Raw genomic sequence first — 19,596 nt, forward strand, 5'->3', positions numbered from 1 at the left:
GATGTTTGGTAAATTAAGTTGGGATGCGGTCCCGTTCCACGAGCCGATCGTGATGGTGACTATCGCCATGATCGCGCTGGGTGGTCTGGCACTGTTTGCTGCAATCACGTATTTCAAGAAGTGGACCTACCTGTGGACCGAGTGGTTGACCTCTGTCGACCACAAAAAAATCGGTGTCATGTACGTCATCGTTGCCATGGTCATGCTGCTGCGTGGTTTTGCCGACGCCATCATGATGCGTACCCAGTTGGCCATGGCCACCGAGGGTTCGCCTGGCTACCTGCCGCCTGAACACTATGACCAGATCTTCACCGCTCACGGTGTGATCATGATCATCTTCATGGCGATGCCATTCTTCACCGGCTTGATGAACCTTGCCTTGCCGCTGCAGATCGGTGCGCGTGACGTTGCCTATCCGTTCCTGAACTCCTTGAGCTTCTGGCTGCTGGTTTCCGGCGTGGTGCTGATCAACCTGTCCCTGGGCGTCGGCGAATTCGCCAAGACCGGTTGGGTTGCGTATCCACCGCTGTCGGGCATTCAGTACAGTCCGGGCGTGGGTGTGGACTACTACATCTGGGCGCTACAGTTATCAGGACTCGGGACGACACTGACGGGGGTCAACTTCCTGGCCACCGTCCTGAAAATGCGCGCCCCTGGCATGAAACTGATGGACATGCCGATCTTCACCTGGACCTGCACCTGGGCCAACGTCCTGATCGTGGCTTCGTTCCCGATCCTGGCCGCTACCATGGCGCTGCTGTCGCTTGACCGTTACCTGGATTTCCACATTTTCACCAATGAACTTGGTGGCAATCCGATGATGTACGTGAACCTGTTCTGGGCATGGGGTCACCCTGAGGTGTACATCCTGATCCTGCCAGCGTTCGGTATCTTCTCTGAAGTGATCTCGACCTTTACCGGCAAGCGCCTGTTCGGTCACCACTCGATGGTTTACGCATCGGGCGCGATCTCTGTACTGGGCTTCATGGTGTGGCTGCACCACTTCTTCACCATGGGCTCGGGGGCCAGCGTCAACGCCTTCTTCGGCCTGGCGACGATGCTGATTTCCATCCCGACGGGGGTGAAGCTATTCAACTGGCTATTCACCATCTACCACGGCCGTCTGCGTATCACCAGCCAGGTTCTGTGGACCCTGGGCTTCATGGTGACCTTCGCAATCGGCGGCATGACCGGCGTACTGCTGGCCATCCCGGGTGCTGACTTCGTACTGCACAACAGCCTGTTCGTGATCGCTCACTTCCACAACGTGATCATCGGTGGTGCTGTATTCGGTTACATCGCTGGTTTCAGCTTCTACTTCCCGAAAGCGTTCGGCTTCAAGCTGCACGAAGGTTGGGGCAAAGCTGCATTCTGGTTCTGGATCTCGGGCTTCTTCGTCGCGTTCATGCCGCTCTATGCACTGGGCTTCATGGGCATGACCCGTCGTCTGAACGCTACCACCAACCCTGAGTGGGTGCCGTACCTGTACGTTGCCATGTTCGGTGCGTTGATGATCGCTGCCGGTATCGCCTGCCAGCTGATCCAGCTGTACGTGAGTATCCGTGACCGTAAGCAGAACGCTTGCGAATCCGGCGACCCATGGAATGGCCACACCCTGGAATGGTCGACTTCGTCGCCACCGCCGTTCTACAACTTCGCTGTGATTCCTACTGCGAACACGATCGATGCGTTCACCGAAGCGAAGGAAGACGGTACTGCGTACCAGCAACCCAAGCATTACGAGCCGATCCACATGCCGAACAACACCGCCACTGGCGTGGTGATGGGCGCGCTGTTGACCGTGTTCGGTTTCGCGATGATCTGGCACATCTGGTGGCTGGCAATCGTGGGCCTGGTAGGCACCATCGGTTACTTCATCATTCACGCTGCCCGTGATGATCAAGGCTACATGGTGCCGGTCGAAACGATCGAGCGCATCGAAGCCGAGCAACACGCTCGCCTGGTAGCCGAGAAGAAAATCCCGGCCAACCGTGTAGAAACCTCGTTGGAACAGGCTTAAACCATGTCGAACTTAGTGACCAATGCTGGACACGCCCATGTCGATGACCATGGGCACGATGACCATCACCACGACTCGGGGCCAATGACCGTATTCGGTTTCTGGCTCTACCTGATGACCGACTGCATCTTGTTTGCGTCGATCTTCGCGGTGTACGCGGTACTGGTAAACAACGTAGCGGGTGGCCCATCGGGCCACGACATCTTCGAACTGCCTTACGTGCTCGGCGAAACCGCCTTGCTGTTGTTCAGTTCGATCACCTACGGCTTCGCCATGCTGGCCTTCTACAAGGGCAGCAAGAAGGGCGTACTGAGCTGGTTGGCACTGACCTTCCTGTTCGGCCTGGGCTTTATCGGTATGGAGGTCAACGAGTTCCACCTGCTGATCTCCGAAGGCTACGGCCCGCACCGTTCCGGCTTCCTGTCCGCGTTCTTCACGCTGGTAGGCACCCACGGTCTGCACGTATCTGCCGGCCTGCTGTGGATGGCGGTGATGATGTATCAGGTCAATAAACACGGCCTGACCAACACCAACAAGACTCGCCTGAGCTGCCTGAGCCTGTTCTGGCACTTCCTGGACGTGGTCTGGATCTGCGTCTTCACCGTTGTTTACCTGATGGGGACTCTGTAATGGCTAATGCACACTCCCATGACCATGACAGCCATGATGCGAGCCACGGCAGCGTTAAGTCGTACGCCATCGGCTTCATCCTGTCGGTAATCCTGACGCTCATCCCGTTTGGTCTGGTGATGTACCCGACCCTGCCGAAGTCCATCACGTTGATGATCGTTCTGGCATTCGCGGTGATTCAGGTTCTGGTTCACCTGGTGTACTTCCTGCACCTGGATCGTTCCAAAGAGCAGCGCGATAACGTGATTGCGTTTGTGTTCGCAGGCCTTGTGATCCTGCTGCTGGTTGGTCTGTCGATATGGATCATGTTCAGCATCCACACGTTCATGATGGCGAAGTGAGGTAAGACCCGATGTCGCTTAAGCACTTTATCCAAATCACCAAACCGGGGATCATTTTCGGTAACGTGCTTTCTGTGGCAGGCGGTTTCTTCCTGGCCTCCAAGGGACATGTCGATCTGGCCATCTTCCTGGCTGCAATGATCGGCACCTCCCTGGTGGTAGCTTCCGGTTGTGTATTCAACAACTGCATTGACCGCGACATCGATATCAAGATGGAACGCACCAAGAACCGCGTGCTGGTCCAGGGCCTTATCTCCCTGAAACTGGCACTGCTGTTCGCGACCGTCCTGGGTGTTGCCGGCGTCGTGTTGTTGTACAAGGTGGCCAACCCGTTGGCGGCGCTGTTTGCCGTGATCGGCTTTGTCATCTACGTCGGCCTTTACAGCCTGTACCTCAAGCGCAAGTCGGTTCACGGCACGCTGGTGGGCAGTCTGTCGGGGGCGATGCCGCCGGTGATTGGTTATGTGGCTGTGACCAATAGCTTCGACATGGCCGCGCTGGTGCTGCTGGTGATGTTCAGCCTGTGGCAGATGCCGCACTCTTATGCCATCGCGATTTTCCGCTTCAATGACTACCTGGCTGCTTCGATCCCGGTTCTGCCGGTCAAGCGTGGCATCCAGGTGGCCAAGAAACACATCCTGCTCTACATCCTGGCCTTCCTCGTGGCGACCTTGATGTTGACCTTCAGTGGCTATGCCGGCATGAGCTACCTCGCCGTCGCTGCCGCCATGGGCATGTACTGGTTGTACATGGCCTGGACCGGCTACAAGGCGGTGGATGACACCGTCTGGGCGCGCAAGCTGTTCGTGTTCTCGATCTTCACCATCACCGCGCTCAGCGTGATGATGTCCCTGGATTTCCAGGTACCGAAAGAGCTGTTGCTGACCTACGCACACTGAGTCATCGAGCAGTAAAAAACCCCGCCTTCGCAAGAAGCGCGGGGTTTTTTATGGAGTGGCCTTTAAACTATTCCCGAATTCTACAAATGCAGGAAGCAAACCGATGAGTAAAAAAGCCGTTATCGTATTCAGTGGCGGGCAGGACTCCACGACCTGTCTGATCCAGGCACTGCCGCTGTATGACGAAGTGCACTGCATTACCTTCGACTATGGCCAGCGCCATGTGGCAGAAATCGAGGTCGCCCAGAAGCTTGCCAAGCAGTTGGGCGCTACCGTTCACAAAGTCATGGACGTGTCCCTGCTCAACGAGTTGGCCATCAGCAGCCTGACTCGGGACAACATCCCGGTGCCGACCGTGAACAGTTCAGGCGACAGCCTGCCCAGCACCTTTGTGCCGGGGCGCAATATTCTGTTTCTGACCCTGGCGTCGATCTACGCCTATCAGGTAAAGGCGCAAACCGTCATTACCGGGGTGTGCGAAACCGACTTCTCAGGCTATCCCGATTGCCGCGATGAGTTCGTCAAAGCGCTGAACAAGGCGCTTGAACTGGGCATGGAGTACACGCTGCGCCTGGACACGCCGCTGATGTGGCTGAACAAGGCCGAAACCTGGGCCCTGGCGGATTACCATAACCAGTTGGACCTGGTTCAGCACCAGACCCTGACCTGCTACAACGGCGTCCTCGGCAGCGGTTGCGGTAACTGTGATGCGTGCAACTTGCGGGCTCGCGGCCTGAATGACTACCTGCAGAACAAGGCCGATGTGATGCACAGCCTCAAGCAGAAGTTGCAGCTGAACTAAATCAGCCCACATCCGCCTCGTCATACTCCTCTGTACGTGTTGTGCGAATCCAACACCCGCCTACAAGGAGTAGTCCATGGTCAGCGTAAGTCGTCGGTCCCTTCTCGCCATTGGCGCGGCCCTGCCGGTGCTGGGGCGCCTGGATTGGGCGGTGGCCAGCCCGCCGCCGGCACCCGCTGACAAGGTGCGGCTCAATTACAACGAAAGCCCCTACGGCCCCTCAGCCGCTGCGCGTGAGGCGATGCAGCGCGGGGTGGCCATCTCCGGGCTGTATCCCTATGGCCACATGTATGCCTTGGCTGGGCTGTTTGCCCAGCAGCAGGGCATCGCCGAAGAACAGGTCGCCGTGTTTGCCGGCTCCATGGCAGCGCTGCGCTACGCCGTGCTGGCGTTTACCAGCCAGACACGCGGGCTGGTGATGGCCACGCCGTCCTACGAAGTACCGCGCCAGGCCGCCGACTCATGGAAAGCGCCGGTGCGCGAAGTGAGCCTGAATGCCGAGCATGCGCACGACGTGCCCGCCATGCTTACCGCCGATCCGCAGGCGGGCATGCTCTACCTGTGCAACCCCAACAACCCTACCGGCACCCTGACGCCAACCGAGGCGATCCGCCAGGCGTTGGCGAACAAGCCCAAAGGCAGCGTGCTGGTGGTGGACGAGGCGTACATCGACTTCTCTGATGCCCCAAGCTGTGTGAGTTGGATCAAGGACCATGACGATTTGCTGGTGCTGCGCACCTTCTCGAAACTCTACGGCATGGCCGGCGCGCGCCTGGGCTTGGCGATTGGCCACCCGGCGCTGCTGGAACGGCTGGCGGTGTTCGGCGGTGACAACGTGCCAGCAGCTTCCACCTTGCTCGGCGCCCGGGCGAGCCTGGAAGACGTCAAGCTGCTGCCCCATCGCAAGGCGCTCAACGCTCGGTTGCGGGATGAGACCGTGGGGTGGCTGAAGGCGCGGGGGTTTGCCTGCACCGCGTCGCACAGCAACTGCTTCATGATCGACGTGAAACAACCGGCCCAGCAGGTCATCGAAAAGCTCGCAGTACACAATGTGTTGATCGGGCGGGTCTGGAAAGACTGGCCGCAATGGGTACGGGTGACGGTGGGCAATCAGCACGAGATGCAGCGGTTTCGCGAAGTATTTGCGGCGCAGGTGGCCTGAACCAGGGCGCTCGGCAGCGCAAATGGCCATTGCGTGCTGATGGTCGGCTCGGTCCAGGAAGCACTGGACAAGCCCTGTACGGCATGTTTCATTCTTGTCTTTGTGTAGAGATATTTCCTACAGTATGGGTCGACTCTGACCAGGGGCTTCGGGATTGAAGCGTTCCCGTCAGAGCATTAGCCTCATACGTTGTCACTCATCAGGGACGATATTCATGCGAAGCGATGGCCAATCCAGCAACACCATGTCCATACAGCCCGCCGATGTGCGCCAATTGCTCGATGCCGAACTGACCCGGCGCGGCCTTGGGCACTTCGAGGTGTATCAGTGTGGGCCGACACTGGATGAAGCAGAGATCATCACCAACTACCCCGACGCGCTGGACCGCTCCGACTCGGCGGACGATTTTTACCAGCGTGGCCAACTGCTGTCCTTGTCCAAGGAGCGGGTCAAACCTTTTTTCTGGAGCGATGAAAACATCCTCGCGCCTGCCGCAGAAGCGGTGCCGGTGCCTGGGCCCTGTGCACCGGTGGGCGAGGGCGCGAGCTTTATCGTGCATGGCAACCGCGGTTTTTACTCGATCCTCAACCTGTGCAGCTTCGGCGAAGACCAGCAGTTTCGCGACACGGTGTTAGCCAACAAAAGTGAGCTGCAGATGCTGCTGGTCTCGGTCTACGACGAGGCCCTCGAAAGCTGCGCCTCGGTCACGCCTGCGCCGATACAGGAAACGGTACTGACCCCACGAGAAACCGAAGTGTTGTCCTGGACCAGCCTGGGCAAGACCTACAACGAAATAGCCCTCCTGACCTCAATGAGCCCGCGTACCGTCAAGTTTCATATGAAGAATATCTTCAGCAAGCTGGACGTCACCAATGGCAAATCGGCGATTCGCAAGGCCCTGAACCTGGGGTACATCCGCGAACAGGCCTGATCTAGAGGCTTCCCACCTTATAAACGCTACGCTCGCCGGTGATTTTTCAGCGGCGAGTCTACGCGTGCGTCTCGTCGCAGCCTACCTGTCTAAAAGGGCAGCTTGTTCGCCATCGAGCGGTGCTTTAGTTTTTTTTGCAGCCGATGAGTCTAGCTCAGGCAAAAAAAACAATAGCCGCACCACCTGAAAAAATTCCTTTGCCCAGCAATGAGACGGGTGTTGCAGCGTGCCGCTTAATTATGGAGTGATTATGCTGGTCGATAAAAACAAAGAACCTGCTGGCGAATACGCCGCGGGCATTTCTCGTGAAACCTTTGGAATGCTCAAGCACCTGTGCAAAAAAGATAACTATCACTGGGCCATCGCGTTGGGTAAGGATTACGCAATCATTGCCTTTGCCATCTACCTCTCCTTGGGCATCAGCTACTGGTTCTACCCGGTTTCGCTGTTTCTGATCGGCACCACGCAACGCGCCCTGGCGAATGTGCTGCACGAGTCGGCGCACAAGATGCTGGCCAAGAACCGCGTTATCAATTGGGTCTCCGGCACGTTTCTCTCAGGCTACCTGATCTTCCACCTGCATCAGTCCTACAGCACATCGCACATCAAGAACCACCACGTGCACCTGGGCGATCCGGAAAAAGACCCTGACTACGCCTTCCACTTGCAGTGCGGCCTGTACGACGTCCAGCAAAGTGAACGTGAGTTCTTCCTCAAGAACGTCTTGCTGGCGCTGTCCGGCTACCGGACCGTGCAGTACATCCGGTACATCATCAAAGACCGCGTCAAAGCCCAGGGTGCGGATAAAACCATCCGCAACGAACGCATCATGCTGTGGGCTTACTGGGCGGTAATCTTCGCCGTCGCCGCCTGGTTCGGGGTGGTCGCGCAACTGTTGCTGTTCTGGCTGGTGCCGCTGTTCACCACCGCCGTGGCCGTGGGCTGGATCATCGAGTTGGCCGAGCATTACCCATTGCCGGCTGCTGAGACCGAGAAGCTGCTGCTCACCCGCAATCGCAAGGGCAACGCCCTGGAGAACTTCTTCTTCGGCCGCCATGACGACAACTACCACCTCGTGCACCACCTGCACCCGGCCATTCCTCACTGGAACATGCGCAAGGCTCATGAGCTGCTGATGTCGCACCCGGAGTACGCGCGTTGGGACAACCTGTGGGCGGGGATCTTTACCCGTGACCGCCATGGCCGCCACAAGGAAACCATGCTCAGTTACGCGGCCAAGTTTCGCGCGCACAAGATTGCCAACCACACCGATGATTCGAGCTTCGCACGTCGGATGCTGAACCAGGCCTACGGGGTTTAACGCCATGAATGACATCGACAACAGCCTGCTGGCAACCCTGGCCCTGAAGAAACTGGCGGCGAACAAGACGTACCGCGACCTGTTCCTGGCCAGTGACACGCTGCGCGACTTCCTGCGCCCGGCCGCCCTGCGCTACATCATTTCCGAAGACCGCATGGAGATGCTCGACAAGCTGGCCGCCCTGCAAGGCAAAGGCTATCGCACCGGCGTCGAATACGTCGGTGAAGAGGCCACCACCCTGGCCGAGGTGACCACGGCCACCGACGAATACCTGAAGCTGATCGACCTGATGGCGCTGCACCCCACACTGGCCGAGCCGCCACAGCTGGGTTTTGACCTGTCCAACGTCGGCACGATCATTTCCCGTGAACTGGCGATCGAGAACTGCTCGAAGATCCTTGCCCATGCAGCCGACAAGGAGGTCGGTGTGATCCTCAGCATGGAGCGGTCTCAGTGGACCGACTCGATCCTGGATATCTTCATGCACCTGAGTGCACGTTTTGCCAACTTGGGTATCACGCTGCAGGCGCAGTTGAACCGTACGCCCGATGACCTGGCGCAAGTGCTCGCAACGGGCTGCAAAGTGCGCCTGGTCAAGGGCGTCTATGCTGAGCCTGCTGCGATTGCCTTGCCGCGTGGTGCGCAACTGAACGAGCGTTACCTGGGCCTGTTGGACCGCATCAACGGCGCCAGCACGAACTACGCGTTCGCCACCCAGGACCCGCTGCTGGTGAAGGAGATTCTCGCCAGCGGAATTGCCAGCCGAGGCGAGCTGGAGATGCTGCACGGCGTGCGCCCCGAGCTGATCAAGGCGGTCAAGGACCAAGGCCAGGTCAAGACGCGTGTTTCAGCGGTCTACGGCACCAACTGGTACCTGCACCTGCTGCACCGCGTGGCCGAGTTCCCACAGAATATTTTTCTGGCGCTGGATGACGTGGCCTCGCCACGGCCTTCCGAAACCGCCAATCACTACTGAAAAGGACATTCTCATGAAGCAGTACGTCGCGTTGGTAGATGTCTATTCGAGCGGTAACTTTTTGCCGCAGTTCTTCCATGAGGCGGGCATCGGCCTGATCCATGTGCAGAGCACGCCGGAACTGATGCCGAGCATGCTGGGGCCGAACCTTTCGGAGTTCGAACACAACCTGATTTTCAACGGCAACCCCGAAGACGTCGTGCGTCGCCTGCGTGAGTTCAACGTGATTGCGGTGATCGCCGGCCAGGAACCCGGCGTGCCGTTCGCGGACTACTTGAGCGAACAGCTGCAACTGCCTTCCTCCAACGGCAGTGCCGGTTCCCGGGCACGTCGCGACAAGTTCGAGATGATCAGCAAAGTGGCCGCCGCCGGCCTGCTGACCGCGCGGCAGATCAAGTCCGCCGACCCGGCCGAGCTGCTGGCCTGGGTGCAGGATGGCCAAGTGTTCCCATGCGTGATCAAGCCGCTGAGCTCGGCCTCAACCGACGGCGTGTCGATCTGCCACAACGTCGAGGACGTGAAACGCGCCTGCGAGGAAGTGGTGTCCAACCTGGATATCTTCGGCTTGGCCAATACCGAAATTCTTTGTCAGTCCTACCTCAAGGGCCCGGAGTACATCGTCGATACGGTCAGCCGTGACGGGCAGACCTATGTCTGCGGTATCTGGCGCTATGTGAAGCGCGAGATCAGCGGTGGCAAGAACATCTACGACCGCGACGTGCTGATTGCTCCGGACAGTGCCGAGGCCAACGTGCTGGTGGACTACATCGTGCAAGTGCTCAAGGCGCTGGGGATCAATAACGGCCCGGCCCATTCGGAAGTGATCCTCACCGAGGCCGGCCCTGCGCTGGTGGAAGTCGGCGCACGCTTGAACGGCAACATGGAACCCAGGTTCCATGACATCAGCCTGGGCGGCAATCAGGCGCAGCTCACCTATCTGGCGTACTGCGACGGTGAGGCGTTCAAAGCCGGTTATGCCGGCAAGCGCTACCACAAGCTCAAGGAAGCCTGTGTGATCAACACCGATACCACGCTTCAAGGTGAGGTCACCGGGTTCAACGACGCCGCCATCCACCTGATCGAGGCATTGCCCTCGGTGCATAAACTGAGTGTCAAATACAAGGCTGGCAAGTTGATGAAAAAGACCGTGGACCTGCTGAGCAGCCCGCTGCGCGTGTTCCTGGTATCGGAAAACCAGCGCGATATCGACAAGGACTACGAGCAGATCCGCCAGTACAAAGACAACGTGTACGTGATCCGCTGATGATGGGCACCTATCGCGCGTTACGCGGGCTCAACGGTCGGTTGCAGTCGCTGTTCCTGATTACCCTGGTGTTCCGCATGGGCACCATGGCGTTCCCTTTCTATGCGGCGTACCTGATTCATCAGCACGCCGTGTCGGCGGGCACGGCTGGCTTGCTGGTCGGGGTGTACGGCGCGGGTGCGCTGTTTGTGGACTTGATCATCGGCGCGGTGATCAAGCGCTTTTCCGCCAACCGGGTGATCCTCGGTTCGTTGCTGCTCAATGCCGTGCTGTTGCTGATCATTCCTTCAGTGGACAACACGGCCGCGCTGTTTGTGTTGTCGTTTCTGTGGGGCGCCTGTTACGAGGCGTTCACGCCGGCGACGTTCTCCGAAACCGTCACCCACAGCAGCAGTGAGACGCGCAAAGTGGCGTTCTCCTGCAACCGTCTGGCCATCAACATCGGCATGGCCATCGGGCCACTGTTGGGCAGTCTGATTTTCCTCAGCAACGCCGACGCAGTGTTCTACCTCAACGCCGCCTTGTCGTTGGTGTCGTTCGTCGCCTGCCTGCGGTTTGGACGCGCGGTTCCGGTGGCACCGGTGACCACGCTCGCCGGCAAGGGCAATGGGTTGCCGGAGAGCGCGCCGCATGAGCGGTCGCGGTTGCTGGTGATCCTGTTGGCGGCATTGCCGGTGCACATTGCCTACGCGCTGCCGCCGACTTTCCTGTCGGCCTACATCATCAATTACACCGAGTTGCCGGCTTACTACGTCGGCATCATTTTCTTTATCAATGCATTGTTGGTGATTCTGTTCGAGGTACCGATCAACCAACGCATGTCGCACCTGTCGAGCAGCCGCTCGTTGGTGGCCGGTTTCCTGGTGGCCGGCGTGGGGTTTTTCCTGATGGGGTTCAGTCACATCGGCGCGTTGCTGCTGGTGGCCACTGTGCTCTGGAGCCTGGGCGAAATGATCGTGTTTCCCGGCATCACCCACTACGTCAGCAGTATTTCCAGTCGCCATACCGTGGACCGCAACCTCGGTTACTACTCGGCGGGCGTCAACATCGGGGTCATGATCACCCCGTCGCTGGCGTTTATGTTGGTGTCCCAGCCGTCCTTGCCTTCGCCGTGGCTGCTGGCCGGCACCGTATTGCTGCTGTTCGCGGTGGTGGTGGGCGTGATGAAAAGCTCGACACTTTTGTGGAACAAGGAAGCGTGAAATGAATATCGTGCATTTGAACACTGCCGGTGCCGGCCTGATGTCATCGGCCACCCTGAACGCGATCCAGCGCTTCACGGCCATCGAGGCCCAGATGGGCAGTTATGAGACCGAGCTGGCCTACGACGAGTTGCTCAACGTCGACCTGTATCGGGCGGCAGCCGGGCTCTTGAATGCACAGCCCGCGGACATCGGTTTTTTCAGCAGTGCCACCGAAGCCTGGACCAGCATCCTCGGCAAACTGAAATTTCCCCGTGGTAAGCGCGTGTGGGTGTCGACCTCGGAGTACGCCGCAAACCTGATCTTCTTCAACTACCTCAAGCTGTCGCGCGATATTCGCGTTGAAGTGATCCCGACCACCGCCACCAGCCCGCTGGACCTGGAATGGGTGCGGCGTCATCTGGACGACGATGTGTTCCTGGTCAGTGTGTCGCACTTGCCGTCGTGCTGCGGCGTGATCAACCCGGTGGAAGCCCTGGGCGCGCTGCTCAAAGAGTCGAACACGCTGTATGTGGTGGATGCGTGCCAGTCGCTGGGGCAACTGCCGCTGGACGTACGGGATATCCATTGTGATTTGCTCACCGGCGCGGGCCGCAAGTTTCTCTGTGGGCCACGCGGCAGTGGGATCGCCTACGTGTCGCCACGCCTGCTCAGCCAGTTGACGTTGAATTTCGCTGACTTGCACGCGGCCAGCACGGATGGCCAGGTCAATCGGATCGAGGTGTCCGGGGCTCGGGTGCTGGAGATTGCAGAAAAGAGCTTTTCAGCGTTGGTGGGGTTGCACACCGCGTTGAGTGAATACACGCAGGTGGCAGCAAAGGTGAGCACCGAGCCCTACGCGCTGCTGGCACAGGAGCTACGGCGCCTGCCGCAGTTGACGCTGCTGTGTGATCAGTTCCAGCAGACCGGGATTGTCTCGTTCGTGCCGCACAACCTGTCGGCCAAGGCGTTTGTCGGCCAGGCCCGCGAGCTGGGGCTCAATCTGTGGGCGGGCACTGCCGCCCATACGCCGCTGCTGTTGAAGGACCTCGGCGCGACGCATTTCGTGCGCGCCTCGGTGGGCCGACATGTCACCCAGGCCCAGGTTGAGCAGGCCCTGGTGACCTTGCGCGCACTTATTGCGCAGTGATGGCGTAACCGTCAAAGGCGCTCTGTTGTTGCAGCGCGGTCACGATGCTTTTGCGCGTGACCGGCTGCTCTACGCCGCTGTTGTCCACAAAGGTTTCACTTTCCAGTTCCGCCTCGTTGCCTTCACCCACGAACGTAAAGCCCAGGAATTCCAACGCCTCACGGTCAACGTTCAGCTTGGAGCGAGGTGTACGCAGTGGCAGGGTGACACTGATGCCATCCTTGCTGATCACAAACACTTCGGCTTCCTTCTTCGCGCGTGCTGCCTTGCTCTTGCCGGCGCTGGGGTTGCTGATGGCCTGGTGAGACTGGTTCAGCACCTTCAGGGCCAGGCCATAGACCAGTTCCTGGAACTCGGGGTCGTCCTTGAAGCTGGACAGAATGCGGCTGATCGAGAACTTGCTGCTGAGGTCCTCCAGGGCGATGTTGTCGGCGGCCTCGGCGTCTTTCAGTTGCTTGAGCTGGCCCATCAGGTCGTAGGCCTTGTCGTCGTCGAAGGCGTCGTGGGCCTGGCGGATGGCCACGCGCAATTCGCGGATCTGGTCGCTTTCCTTGGAAGTGTGGAATGCGTCCAGCACCATCTCACTGATGATCTTGGCCGCAGGCACATGCTGTGAAAGATTGATGGCGTTTTCGTATTCAGCTTTGGACTGCAGGGCTGTTACGGATTCTTCGGTGGAGTGTTCGGTGTAAGAATCGGACATTGAAATTTCACTACTTCAGTAAACGGGACAAAAAAGCGTCGCGCATTTTCAGCGGGGAGGGGGATCAGGTCAAGGCAGCACAATGCCCTTGTCGCGGCGCAACGCCGTCAGCGCCCGCTGCAGCCGCAGGGCGCGTCCACAGAACAGACCAACGGTAAACCCCGAGACACCGCCCACCGCCACCAGCATCGCTGGCGTGCTCAAAAACAGCGGATGCACCGCCTGCTGGTAGCCGAAGCAATACTTCGCTGCAAAGAACAACTGCGAGATCAGCAAGGTTTTCCACGTGCCTGGCAGCACCAGGGTGTCGCCATCGGCGTCGAGCCTTGCGCCTTCTGCGTTGAACAGCAACATGCCCAGCAGGCTGCCCATCAACGCGCCGCCGACCCAGGCGCTGCTCGACAGCATCGACGGCGTCAGCGACGTCAGCGACCACACCACCAGCACCACCGGCAGGATTATCAACGCGCGACGATTCTCGCGCCCGCCCAGGCAGGCCTTGATGCCGTAGTAACAAATCCACAGGTAAACGGCGTACACCCAAAGGGGCGTGCCTTGAAGAATATCGAGCATGGGGCGCTTCCGTGCGGTGTGGGTAGGTGGCGGATAGTCGTTGAGGCGTCAGGGGGTTGTCCATCAATTTGGCCCTGACCCACATCAACACCGTGCCCGACAAAAGCCGTTACAACACAGAGGCCTGATGAACCCATAAAAACGATGACCTACCTGCGCCGAGGAGACCGCTCCAGGCCAGGTTATTAAAGGATTAATGCCATGGCTTTTTCCCTGTCACGCCTGGCCTTGCTGGGGGCGACGCTCTGTCTGGCGCTACCCCTGCACGCCGCCTCCACCGAAATCGAACACGGCAAATACGTTGCGCAACTGGGCGACTGCATCGCCTGCCATACGGCCAAGCAAGGCAAGGTGATGGCCGGCGGGCTGGCCCTGAGCACGCCGATGGGCACGATCTATTCGAGCAACATCACACCCGACCGTGAGTCCGGCATCGGCAGCTACACCTTCGAACAGTTCGACAAGGTGATGCGCGAAGGCGTGACGCCTGCAGGCGTGAATCTTTACCCGGCAATGCCCTATCCGTCCTACGCCAAAATGAGCGAAGAGGACATGCGCGCCTTGTACGCTTACCTGATGCAGGGCGTTGAGCCGGTGCAACAGGCCAACCTTGAGGCGGACATGGGCTTCCCGTTCAATCAGCGCTGGGGCCTGGCACTGTGGAACGTTGCCTTTCTCGACACGCAGCCGTTCCAGCCGGACCCGAGCCGCAACGAGGTGCTCAACCGTGGCGCCTATCTGGTCCAGGGCCTGGGCCATTGCGGCTCCTGCCATACCCCGCGCGGCATCGCCTTCCAGGAAAAAGCCATGAGCGATGAGGGCCGCAGTGGCCGGCATTACCTGGCTGGCGAAACCGTCGAGCACTGGCGCGCCCTGAGCCTGCGCAACCTGTGGACCGTGGAAGACACCGTGCAACTGCTCAAGACCGGGCAGAACCGCTTCGCCACCGTGGCCGGCAACATGGCCGATGTGATTCACCACAGTACTCAGCACTTCAGTGACTACGACCTCACGGCCATCGCCAGCTACCTCAAATCCCTGCCGCCAGGCGAAGACGATCTGCCAATGCCGTCGGTGGCCCGTGCACCCGCCGCGCCGCCGGCCGACTTGTTTACCAGCCGTGGCGGCTTGGGTTACCTGCAGTTTTGCAGCGACTGCCACCGCAGCGACGGCGGCGGCGTGAAAGGCCTGTTTCCACCGTTGGCCGGTAACCCGAGCATCGCTGCCAACGACCCGACCTCGCTGCTGCACATCACCCTGACCGGCTGGAAGACCGCACAAACCGCCACCCACCCACGGGTCTACACCATGCCCGGTTTCAGCCGGCTGGCGGACTCGGAAATCGCCGAGATCCTGAGCTTCGTGCGCACCCGCTGGGGCAACGAGGGCACGCCGATCAGCGCCGCCCAAGTGAAAACGCTGCGTGACCAACTCAACCCCGCCACCAGCGATTCATCGGCCTTCGAAACCCCACGCCTGGCCGACTTGCTCGCCGCACCGAATGCCGACCAAGTGGTTCGCGGCATGCGCCTGCACCTGCAGACCCAGGCGCTGCTGCCGGAGAACGTCGGCAATGCGCTCAACTGCACCAGTTGCCATCTCAACGCTGGCACCGTGGCGGACGGCTCGCCGTTTGTGGGCGTGTCGGCGTTCTTCCCCAGCTATGCGCCGCGTGCCGGCAAGGTGGTGACCCTGGAGGAGCGCATCAACGGTTGCTTTCGTCGCTCGATGAATGGCAAACCGCTGCCGCCACAATCGGCGGATATGCAGGCGATGGTCGCGTACTTCGACTGGATGAAAAACAACACCCGCCCCGAAGACAAAGTCGCCGGGCGCGGTGTGGGCAAGATCGACCCTTCAATCAAGCCAGACCCGGAAAACGGCCAGCAGGTGTACGCCAAGCAATGCGCGGTGTGCCACGGCGACAACGGCCAAGGCCTGGCGCGTGCCGACGGCGAGCAAGTGTACCCGCCGTTGTGGGGCGAGCAGTCGTTCAACATCGGCGCCGGCATGGCGCGGCCCTACACGGCGGCGGCGTTCGTCAAACGCAACATGCCGATTGGGTTCCACGAGAAATTCCCGTTGGGGCAGGGTGGTTTGTCGGACCAGGAGGCCGTGGACGTCGCGGCGTATTTCTCCGGCCAACCGCGCCCGGATTTTCCGGACAAGGTCAAAGACTGGCCCAACGGCGGCAAGCCCGCCGATGCGCGCTACTGAGTCAGCTGCTTGAGACAGGCCTCAAGGATATCCAGGCCTTCCTCCAGCACCGCAGGCTCGGTGGTCAGCGGTGCCAGCAGGCGGATGATGTGTCGCGACTTGCCGCTGGGCATCAGCAGCAAACCGGCATCCCGCGCCAGGCCCAGCAGCTGGGTCAGTTGCCTGGACGCGGGCGTGCCGTCGGCATTGGCCAGCTCGATGCCGCGCATGGCACCGACGCCGGTCAGGCGGCCCAGATAGGGCACACCTTGCGCACGCCATTGCTCATAACGGCTGACGATGGCTTCGGCCTGGTGTGAACCCCAGGTTTTCAGGTGTTCATCCGTCATCGCGTCCAGCGTGGCCAATGCGGCCGCGCACGCAATCGGGTTGCCGGAGTAGGTGCCGCCCAGGCCGCCTTTGGGCAAGGTGTCGAGCAAGGCTTTGCGCCCGACCACCGCGCCCAATGGCACGCCGCCGGCGATGCTTTTGCCGAGCAGGATCAAGTCCGGTTCAATTCCAAGGCGCGAGAAGGCAAAGCGTTGGCCGGTGCGGCCGAAGCCGGACTGGATTTCGTCGGCGATCAGCAGGATGTTTTTCTCATCACAGAAACGTCGCAAGGCCTGGGCGAATTCGACGTCCAGGGCCAGGAAACCGCCTTCGCCCTGTACCGGCTCGATGATGAAACAGGCCACGTCCTCAACGTCGATTTCCACGCTGAACAGGCGGTCCATGGCCTTGAGTGCTTCGGCACAACTCACGCCGTTATCAACACTGGGGTAGGGCAGGTGGTACACCGGCCCAGGCAATACACCGACCTTTTGCTTGTAGGGCGCTACCTTGCCATTGAGGTTGAGCGTGGCCAGGGTGCGACCGTGAAAGGCACCGTCAAACGCGATCACCGCCGTGCGGCCGGTGGCACCGCGCACAATCTTCAACGCGTTTTCCGCTGCTTCCGCACCGCTGTTGGTGAGCATGCCGCTTACCGGGTAATCCACCGGGATAAACGCGGTAAGACGGTCCATCAATTCGATGTAGGGCGCGTGAGGTGCGGCGTTGAACGCGTAGTGGGTCAGTTTGGTTGCCTGCTGCCGAATCGCCTCGACCACGCCTGGGTGGCAATGCCCGAGGTTGAGCACGCCGATGCCGCCGACAAAATCGATGTAGCGTTTGCCCGCGGTGTCCCAGACCTCGGCGTTCTTGCCGTGGCTGAGGCTGATGGGGTGAACGATGGAAATCGACTGGCTGATGGTTTCGCGGCTCATGAATCTCGGACTCGGCAATGGCGGGCGTCTTTTTATCTAAGCCGTGCGCCCGGCCTTGCCGCAAACGAAATAAAGTCGCCGGGTCATTATTAAAAGTCGGGATGTGCTTTTAAGTAGTCCACCATCCAGTTCAAGAATGCTTTCACCTTAGGGACCTCGCCGGCGTGTTCGGCATGCGCGATAAAGTGCGCGCCGGCGCTGGGCATCGTGTAATCCCAGGGTGTCATCAGGCTGCCATTGGCCAACTCTTCGGCCACCAGGTACTGCGGCACCAACGCCACGCCGTAGCCCGACTGCGCTGCGCGAATGCACATGTAGAACGTGTCGAAACGCGGCCCGTGATAGCTGTTCTGCGAATGCAGGCCCTGCTCCAGAAACCACTCATGCCAGGCTTGCGGGCGTGACGTGCATTGCAGCAAGGTGTGGCGCGAGGAGGCATCGCTGCCTTCGGCGACAAACCCCGGTGCGCAGACCGGCACCACGGCCTCGCGAAACAGCTCGATGCACGTCGCCCCCGGCCAAGAGCCCTGGCCGAAGAAAAACGCAATATCGGCCTTGGCCTGCAACACGTCGAAGGGCTCCAGCTCGTTGCGCACATCCAGGTGGATGTTCGGATATCTGGCCGCAAAATCCTTGAGCTTGGGCACCAGCCAGCGGTCGCCGAAGGTCGGCTGGGTGGCGATGCGCAGCACTTCGGTCTCGCCGCCGTAGGTGAGGATGTAGCGGCTGGAAATGTCCACCTGAGTCAAAATCTTGTGGACCTCGGCGAGGTACAACGAGCCCGCTGGCGACAGGTACAGACGCTGGCGCACGCGCTCGAACAGGTTGTGGCAGAGCATCTCTTCGAGCTGCGCGACCTGCTTGCTCACGGCACTTTGGGTCAGGTGCAGCTCTTGGGCGGCGCGGGTGAAACTCAGATGGCGGGCGGCGGCTTCGAAGCACTGCAGGGCGGTCATCGAAGGGGTCAAGCGTTTAGAGATCATGCAGTTCATTCCAAATCGGAAGGAGCCTTTGCCTAAAGGTCGTTTGTGACAGGGGCGTAAAGCCGTCGATACTGCGCGGCCACACTATAAACCGGCGCGGGCTGTGCGGCGCCGAATAATAAAGATCGACAGGGAGTGCCTCGCATGAACAACCTCAAGACCACCTTGGCCGCCCTCACCGCTGCCGCGGTCGTGGGCCTGGCGGGCAGTGCCCACGCCGGCGTGACCCTCGACGCAATCCAGAAAAAAGGCTTTATCCAGTGCGGCGTCAGTGACGGTTTGCCGGGCTTCGGCGTGCCGGACGCCACCGGCAAAATGACCGGCATCGATGTAGACGTGTGTCACGCCGTCGCCGCGGCGGTGTTCGGCGACGCCTCAAAAGTGAAGTTCAGCCAGTTGACGGCCAAAGAGCGGTTTACCGCGCTGCAGTCCGGCGAAATCGACTTGATCTCACGCAACACCACCTGGACCAGTTCCCGTGACTCGGGCATGGGCCTGGTGTTCACCGGCGTCACCTATTACGACGGCATCGGTTTTCTGGTCAACAACAAGCTGGGGGTGACCGGCGCCAAGCAACTCGACGGCGCGACTATCTGTATCCAGGCCGGCACCACCACCGAGCTCAATGTCTCGGATTACTTTCGCACCAACGGCATGAAGTACACGCCAATCACCTTCGACACCGCCGACGAAAGCGCCAAGGGTCTCGAAGCCGGGCGCTGCGATGTGTTGACCACCGACCAGTCGGGTCTTTACGCGCAACGCATCAAGATGGCTCACCCGGATGAGTTCGTGGTGTTGCCGGAAGTGATCTCCAAGGAGCCACTGGGGCCGCTGGTGCGCAAAGGCGATGACGAGTGGTTCAGCATCGTCAAATGGACGCTGTTCGCCATGCTCAATGCCGAGGAAATGGGCATCACCTCGCAGAACGTCGAAGCGCAGGCCAAATCCAGCAAGAACCCCGACGTTGCGCGGCTGCTGGGTGCCGACGGCGATTACGGCAAAGACTTGAAACTGCGCAAGGACTGGGTGGTGCAGATCGTCAAGCAAGTGGGGAACTATGACGAAGTGTTCGAGCGCAATATCGGCCAGGGCAGCGTGTTGAAGATCAAGCGTGGGCTCAATGCCTTGTGGAGCAACGGCGGCATCCAGTACGCGCCGCCGGTGCGCTGATCACGCCAAGCCGGTGCGGCCGCTGT

17 protein-coding genes and 1 pseudogene are annotated in these 19,596 nt (G+C 60.0%); 14 read left to right on the forward strand and 4 right to left on the reverse strand.

Annotated elements, in window-relative coordinates; all coding sequences use genetic code 11:
- Window position 1: 1 nt before the first annotated feature.
- From cyoB to AACV02_RS04875, 12 genes are all read left to right on the forward strand, one after another.
- On the forward strand, window positions 2-2,020 hold the full coding sequence (cyoB, locus tag AACV02_RS04820) for a cytochrome o ubiquinol oxidase subunit I (RefSeq protein ID WP_053257915.1): 2,019 nt from the start codon (window positions 2-4) through the stop codon (window positions 2,018-2,020).
- A gap of 3 nt (window positions 2,021-2,023) precedes the next feature.
- Window positions 2,024-2,650, forward strand: a complete 627-nt coding sequence (locus tag AACV02_RS04825; RefSeq protein ID WP_016971084.1) for a cytochrome o ubiquinol oxidase subunit III — start codon at window positions 2,024-2,026, stop codon at window positions 2,648-2,650.
- Window positions 2,650-2,991: a cytochrome o ubiquinol oxidase subunit IV gene (gene cyoD / locus AACV02_RS04830; protein WP_010206434.1), complete on the forward strand. Its 342-nt coding sequence runs from the start codon at window positions 2,650-2,652 to the stop codon at window positions 2,989-2,991. The genes AACV02_RS04825 and cyoD overlap by 1 nt, the downstream gene beginning before the upstream one ends.
- Window positions 2,992-3,002: 11 nt before the next feature.
- A complete protein-coding gene (gene cyoE, locus AACV02_RS04835; RefSeq protein WP_106578233.1) occupies window positions 3,003-3,890 on the forward strand; it encodes a heme o synthase in 888 nt (295 codons plus the stop codon).
- Between the two features lie 103 nt (window positions 3,891-3,993).
- Complete coding sequence (gene queC, locus AACV02_RS04840; protein ID WP_119736761.1) at window positions 3,994-4,692, forward strand: 7-cyano-7-deazaguanine synthase QueC; 699 nt, start codon at window positions 3,994-3,996, stop codon at window positions 4,690-4,692.
- 76 nt (window positions 4,693-4,768) lie between these two features.
- Window positions 4,769-5,854, forward strand: coding sequence for a pyoverdine biosynthesis transaminase PtaA (gene ptaA / locus AACV02_RS04845; protein WP_119736764.1), 1,086 nt, complete (start codon window positions 4,769-4,771; stop codon window positions 5,852-5,854).
- A 214-nt stretch (window positions 5,855-6,068) separates the two neighbouring features.
- Window positions 6,069-6,785: a helix-turn-helix transcriptional regulator gene (locus AACV02_RS04850; protein ID WP_119736766.1), complete on the forward strand. Its 717-nt coding sequence runs from the start codon at window positions 6,069-6,071 to the stop codon at window positions 6,783-6,785.
- A gap of 250 nt (window positions 6,786-7,035) precedes the next feature.
- A complete protein-coding gene (locus AACV02_RS04855; RefSeq protein ID WP_119736768.1) occupies window positions 7,036-8,106 on the forward strand; it encodes a fatty acid desaturase family protein in 1,071 nt (356 codons plus the stop codon).
- A 4-nt stretch (window positions 8,107-8,110) separates the two neighbouring features.
- Complete coding sequence (locus tag AACV02_RS04860; protein ID WP_119736770.1) at window positions 8,111-9,082, forward strand: proline dehydrogenase family protein; 972 nt, start codon at window positions 8,111-8,113, stop codon at window positions 9,080-9,082.
- Between the two features lie 13 nt (window positions 9,083-9,095).
- Window positions 9,096-10,346 carry an ATP-grasp domain-containing protein gene (locus AACV02_RS04865; RefSeq protein ID WP_119736772.1) on the forward strand — a complete coding sequence of 417 codons (1,251 nt, stop codon included), beginning with the start codon at window positions 9,096-9,098 and terminating at the stop codon, window positions 10,344-10,346.
- Complete coding sequence (locus AACV02_RS04870) at window positions 10,346-11,548, forward strand: MFS transporter (protein ID WP_119736775.1); 1,203 nt, start codon at window positions 10,346-10,348, stop codon at window positions 11,546-11,548. Before AACV02_RS04865 ends, AACV02_RS04870 begins: the two co-directional genes overlap by 1 nt.
- A 1-nt stretch (window position 11,549) precedes the next feature.
- Window positions 11,550-12,677, forward strand: coding sequence for an aminotransferase class V-fold PLP-dependent enzyme (locus AACV02_RS04875; RefSeq protein ID WP_119736777.1), 1,128 nt, complete (start codon window positions 11,550-11,552; stop codon window positions 12,675-12,677).
- Here AACV02_RS04875 and AACV02_RS04880 read toward each other — a convergent pair.
- On the reverse strand, window positions 12,664-13,380 hold the full coding sequence (locus AACV02_RS04880; protein WP_106578242.1) for a hypothetical protein: 717 nt from the start codon (window positions 13,378-13,380) through the stop codon (window positions 12,664-12,666). The two genes, AACV02_RS04875 and AACV02_RS04880, sit on opposite strands and share 14 nt — an antisense overlap.
- A gap of 69 nt (window positions 13,381-13,449) precedes the next feature.
- Window positions 13,450-13,959, reverse strand: a pseudogene (locus tag AACV02_RS04885) (DUF6622 family protein); the annotation flags it as partial.
- A gap of 195 nt (window positions 13,960-14,154) precedes the next feature.
- Here AACV02_RS04885 and AACV02_RS04890 point away from each other — a divergent pair.
- A complete protein-coding gene (locus AACV02_RS04890; protein WP_119736779.1) occupies window positions 14,155-16,170 on the forward strand; it encodes a c-type cytochrome in 2,016 nt (671 codons plus the stop codon).
- On the opposite strand, the gene AACV02_RS04895 is transcribed toward AACV02_RS04890, so the two are convergent.
- Both AACV02_RS04895 and AACV02_RS04900 read right to left on the reverse strand, forming a co-directional pair.
- On the reverse strand, window positions 16,164-17,414 hold the full coding sequence (locus AACV02_RS04895) for a 2-aminoadipate transaminase (protein WP_119736782.1): 1,251 nt from the start codon (window positions 17,412-17,414) through the stop codon (window positions 16,164-16,166). The genes AACV02_RS04890 and AACV02_RS04895 overlap by 7 nt on opposite strands.
- A gap of 89 nt (window positions 17,415-17,503) precedes the next feature.
- A complete protein-coding gene (locus AACV02_RS04900) occupies window positions 17,504-18,397 on the reverse strand; it encodes a LysR substrate-binding domain-containing protein (protein WP_119736784.1) in 894 nt (297 codons plus the stop codon).
- Window positions 18,398-18,541: 144 nt separating this feature from the next.
- On the opposite strand from AACV02_RS04900, the gene AACV02_RS04905 reads away from it, so the two are divergent.
- The gene (locus tag AACV02_RS04905; RefSeq protein WP_106578247.1) at window positions 18,542-19,570 is read left to right on the forward strand and encodes an amino acid ABC transporter substrate-binding protein; all 1,029 of its coding nucleotides are present in this window, start codon (window positions 18,542-18,544) and stop codon (window positions 19,568-19,570) included.
- The last annotated feature ends 26 nt before the right edge of the window (window positions 19,571-19,596 follow it).

This window comes from Pseudomonas sp. Larv2_ips, from assembly GCF_963879675.1.
In the GTDB taxonomy this organism is placed as follows: domain Bacteria; phylum Pseudomonadota; class Gammaproteobacteria; order Pseudomonadales; family Pseudomonadaceae; genus Aquipseudomonas.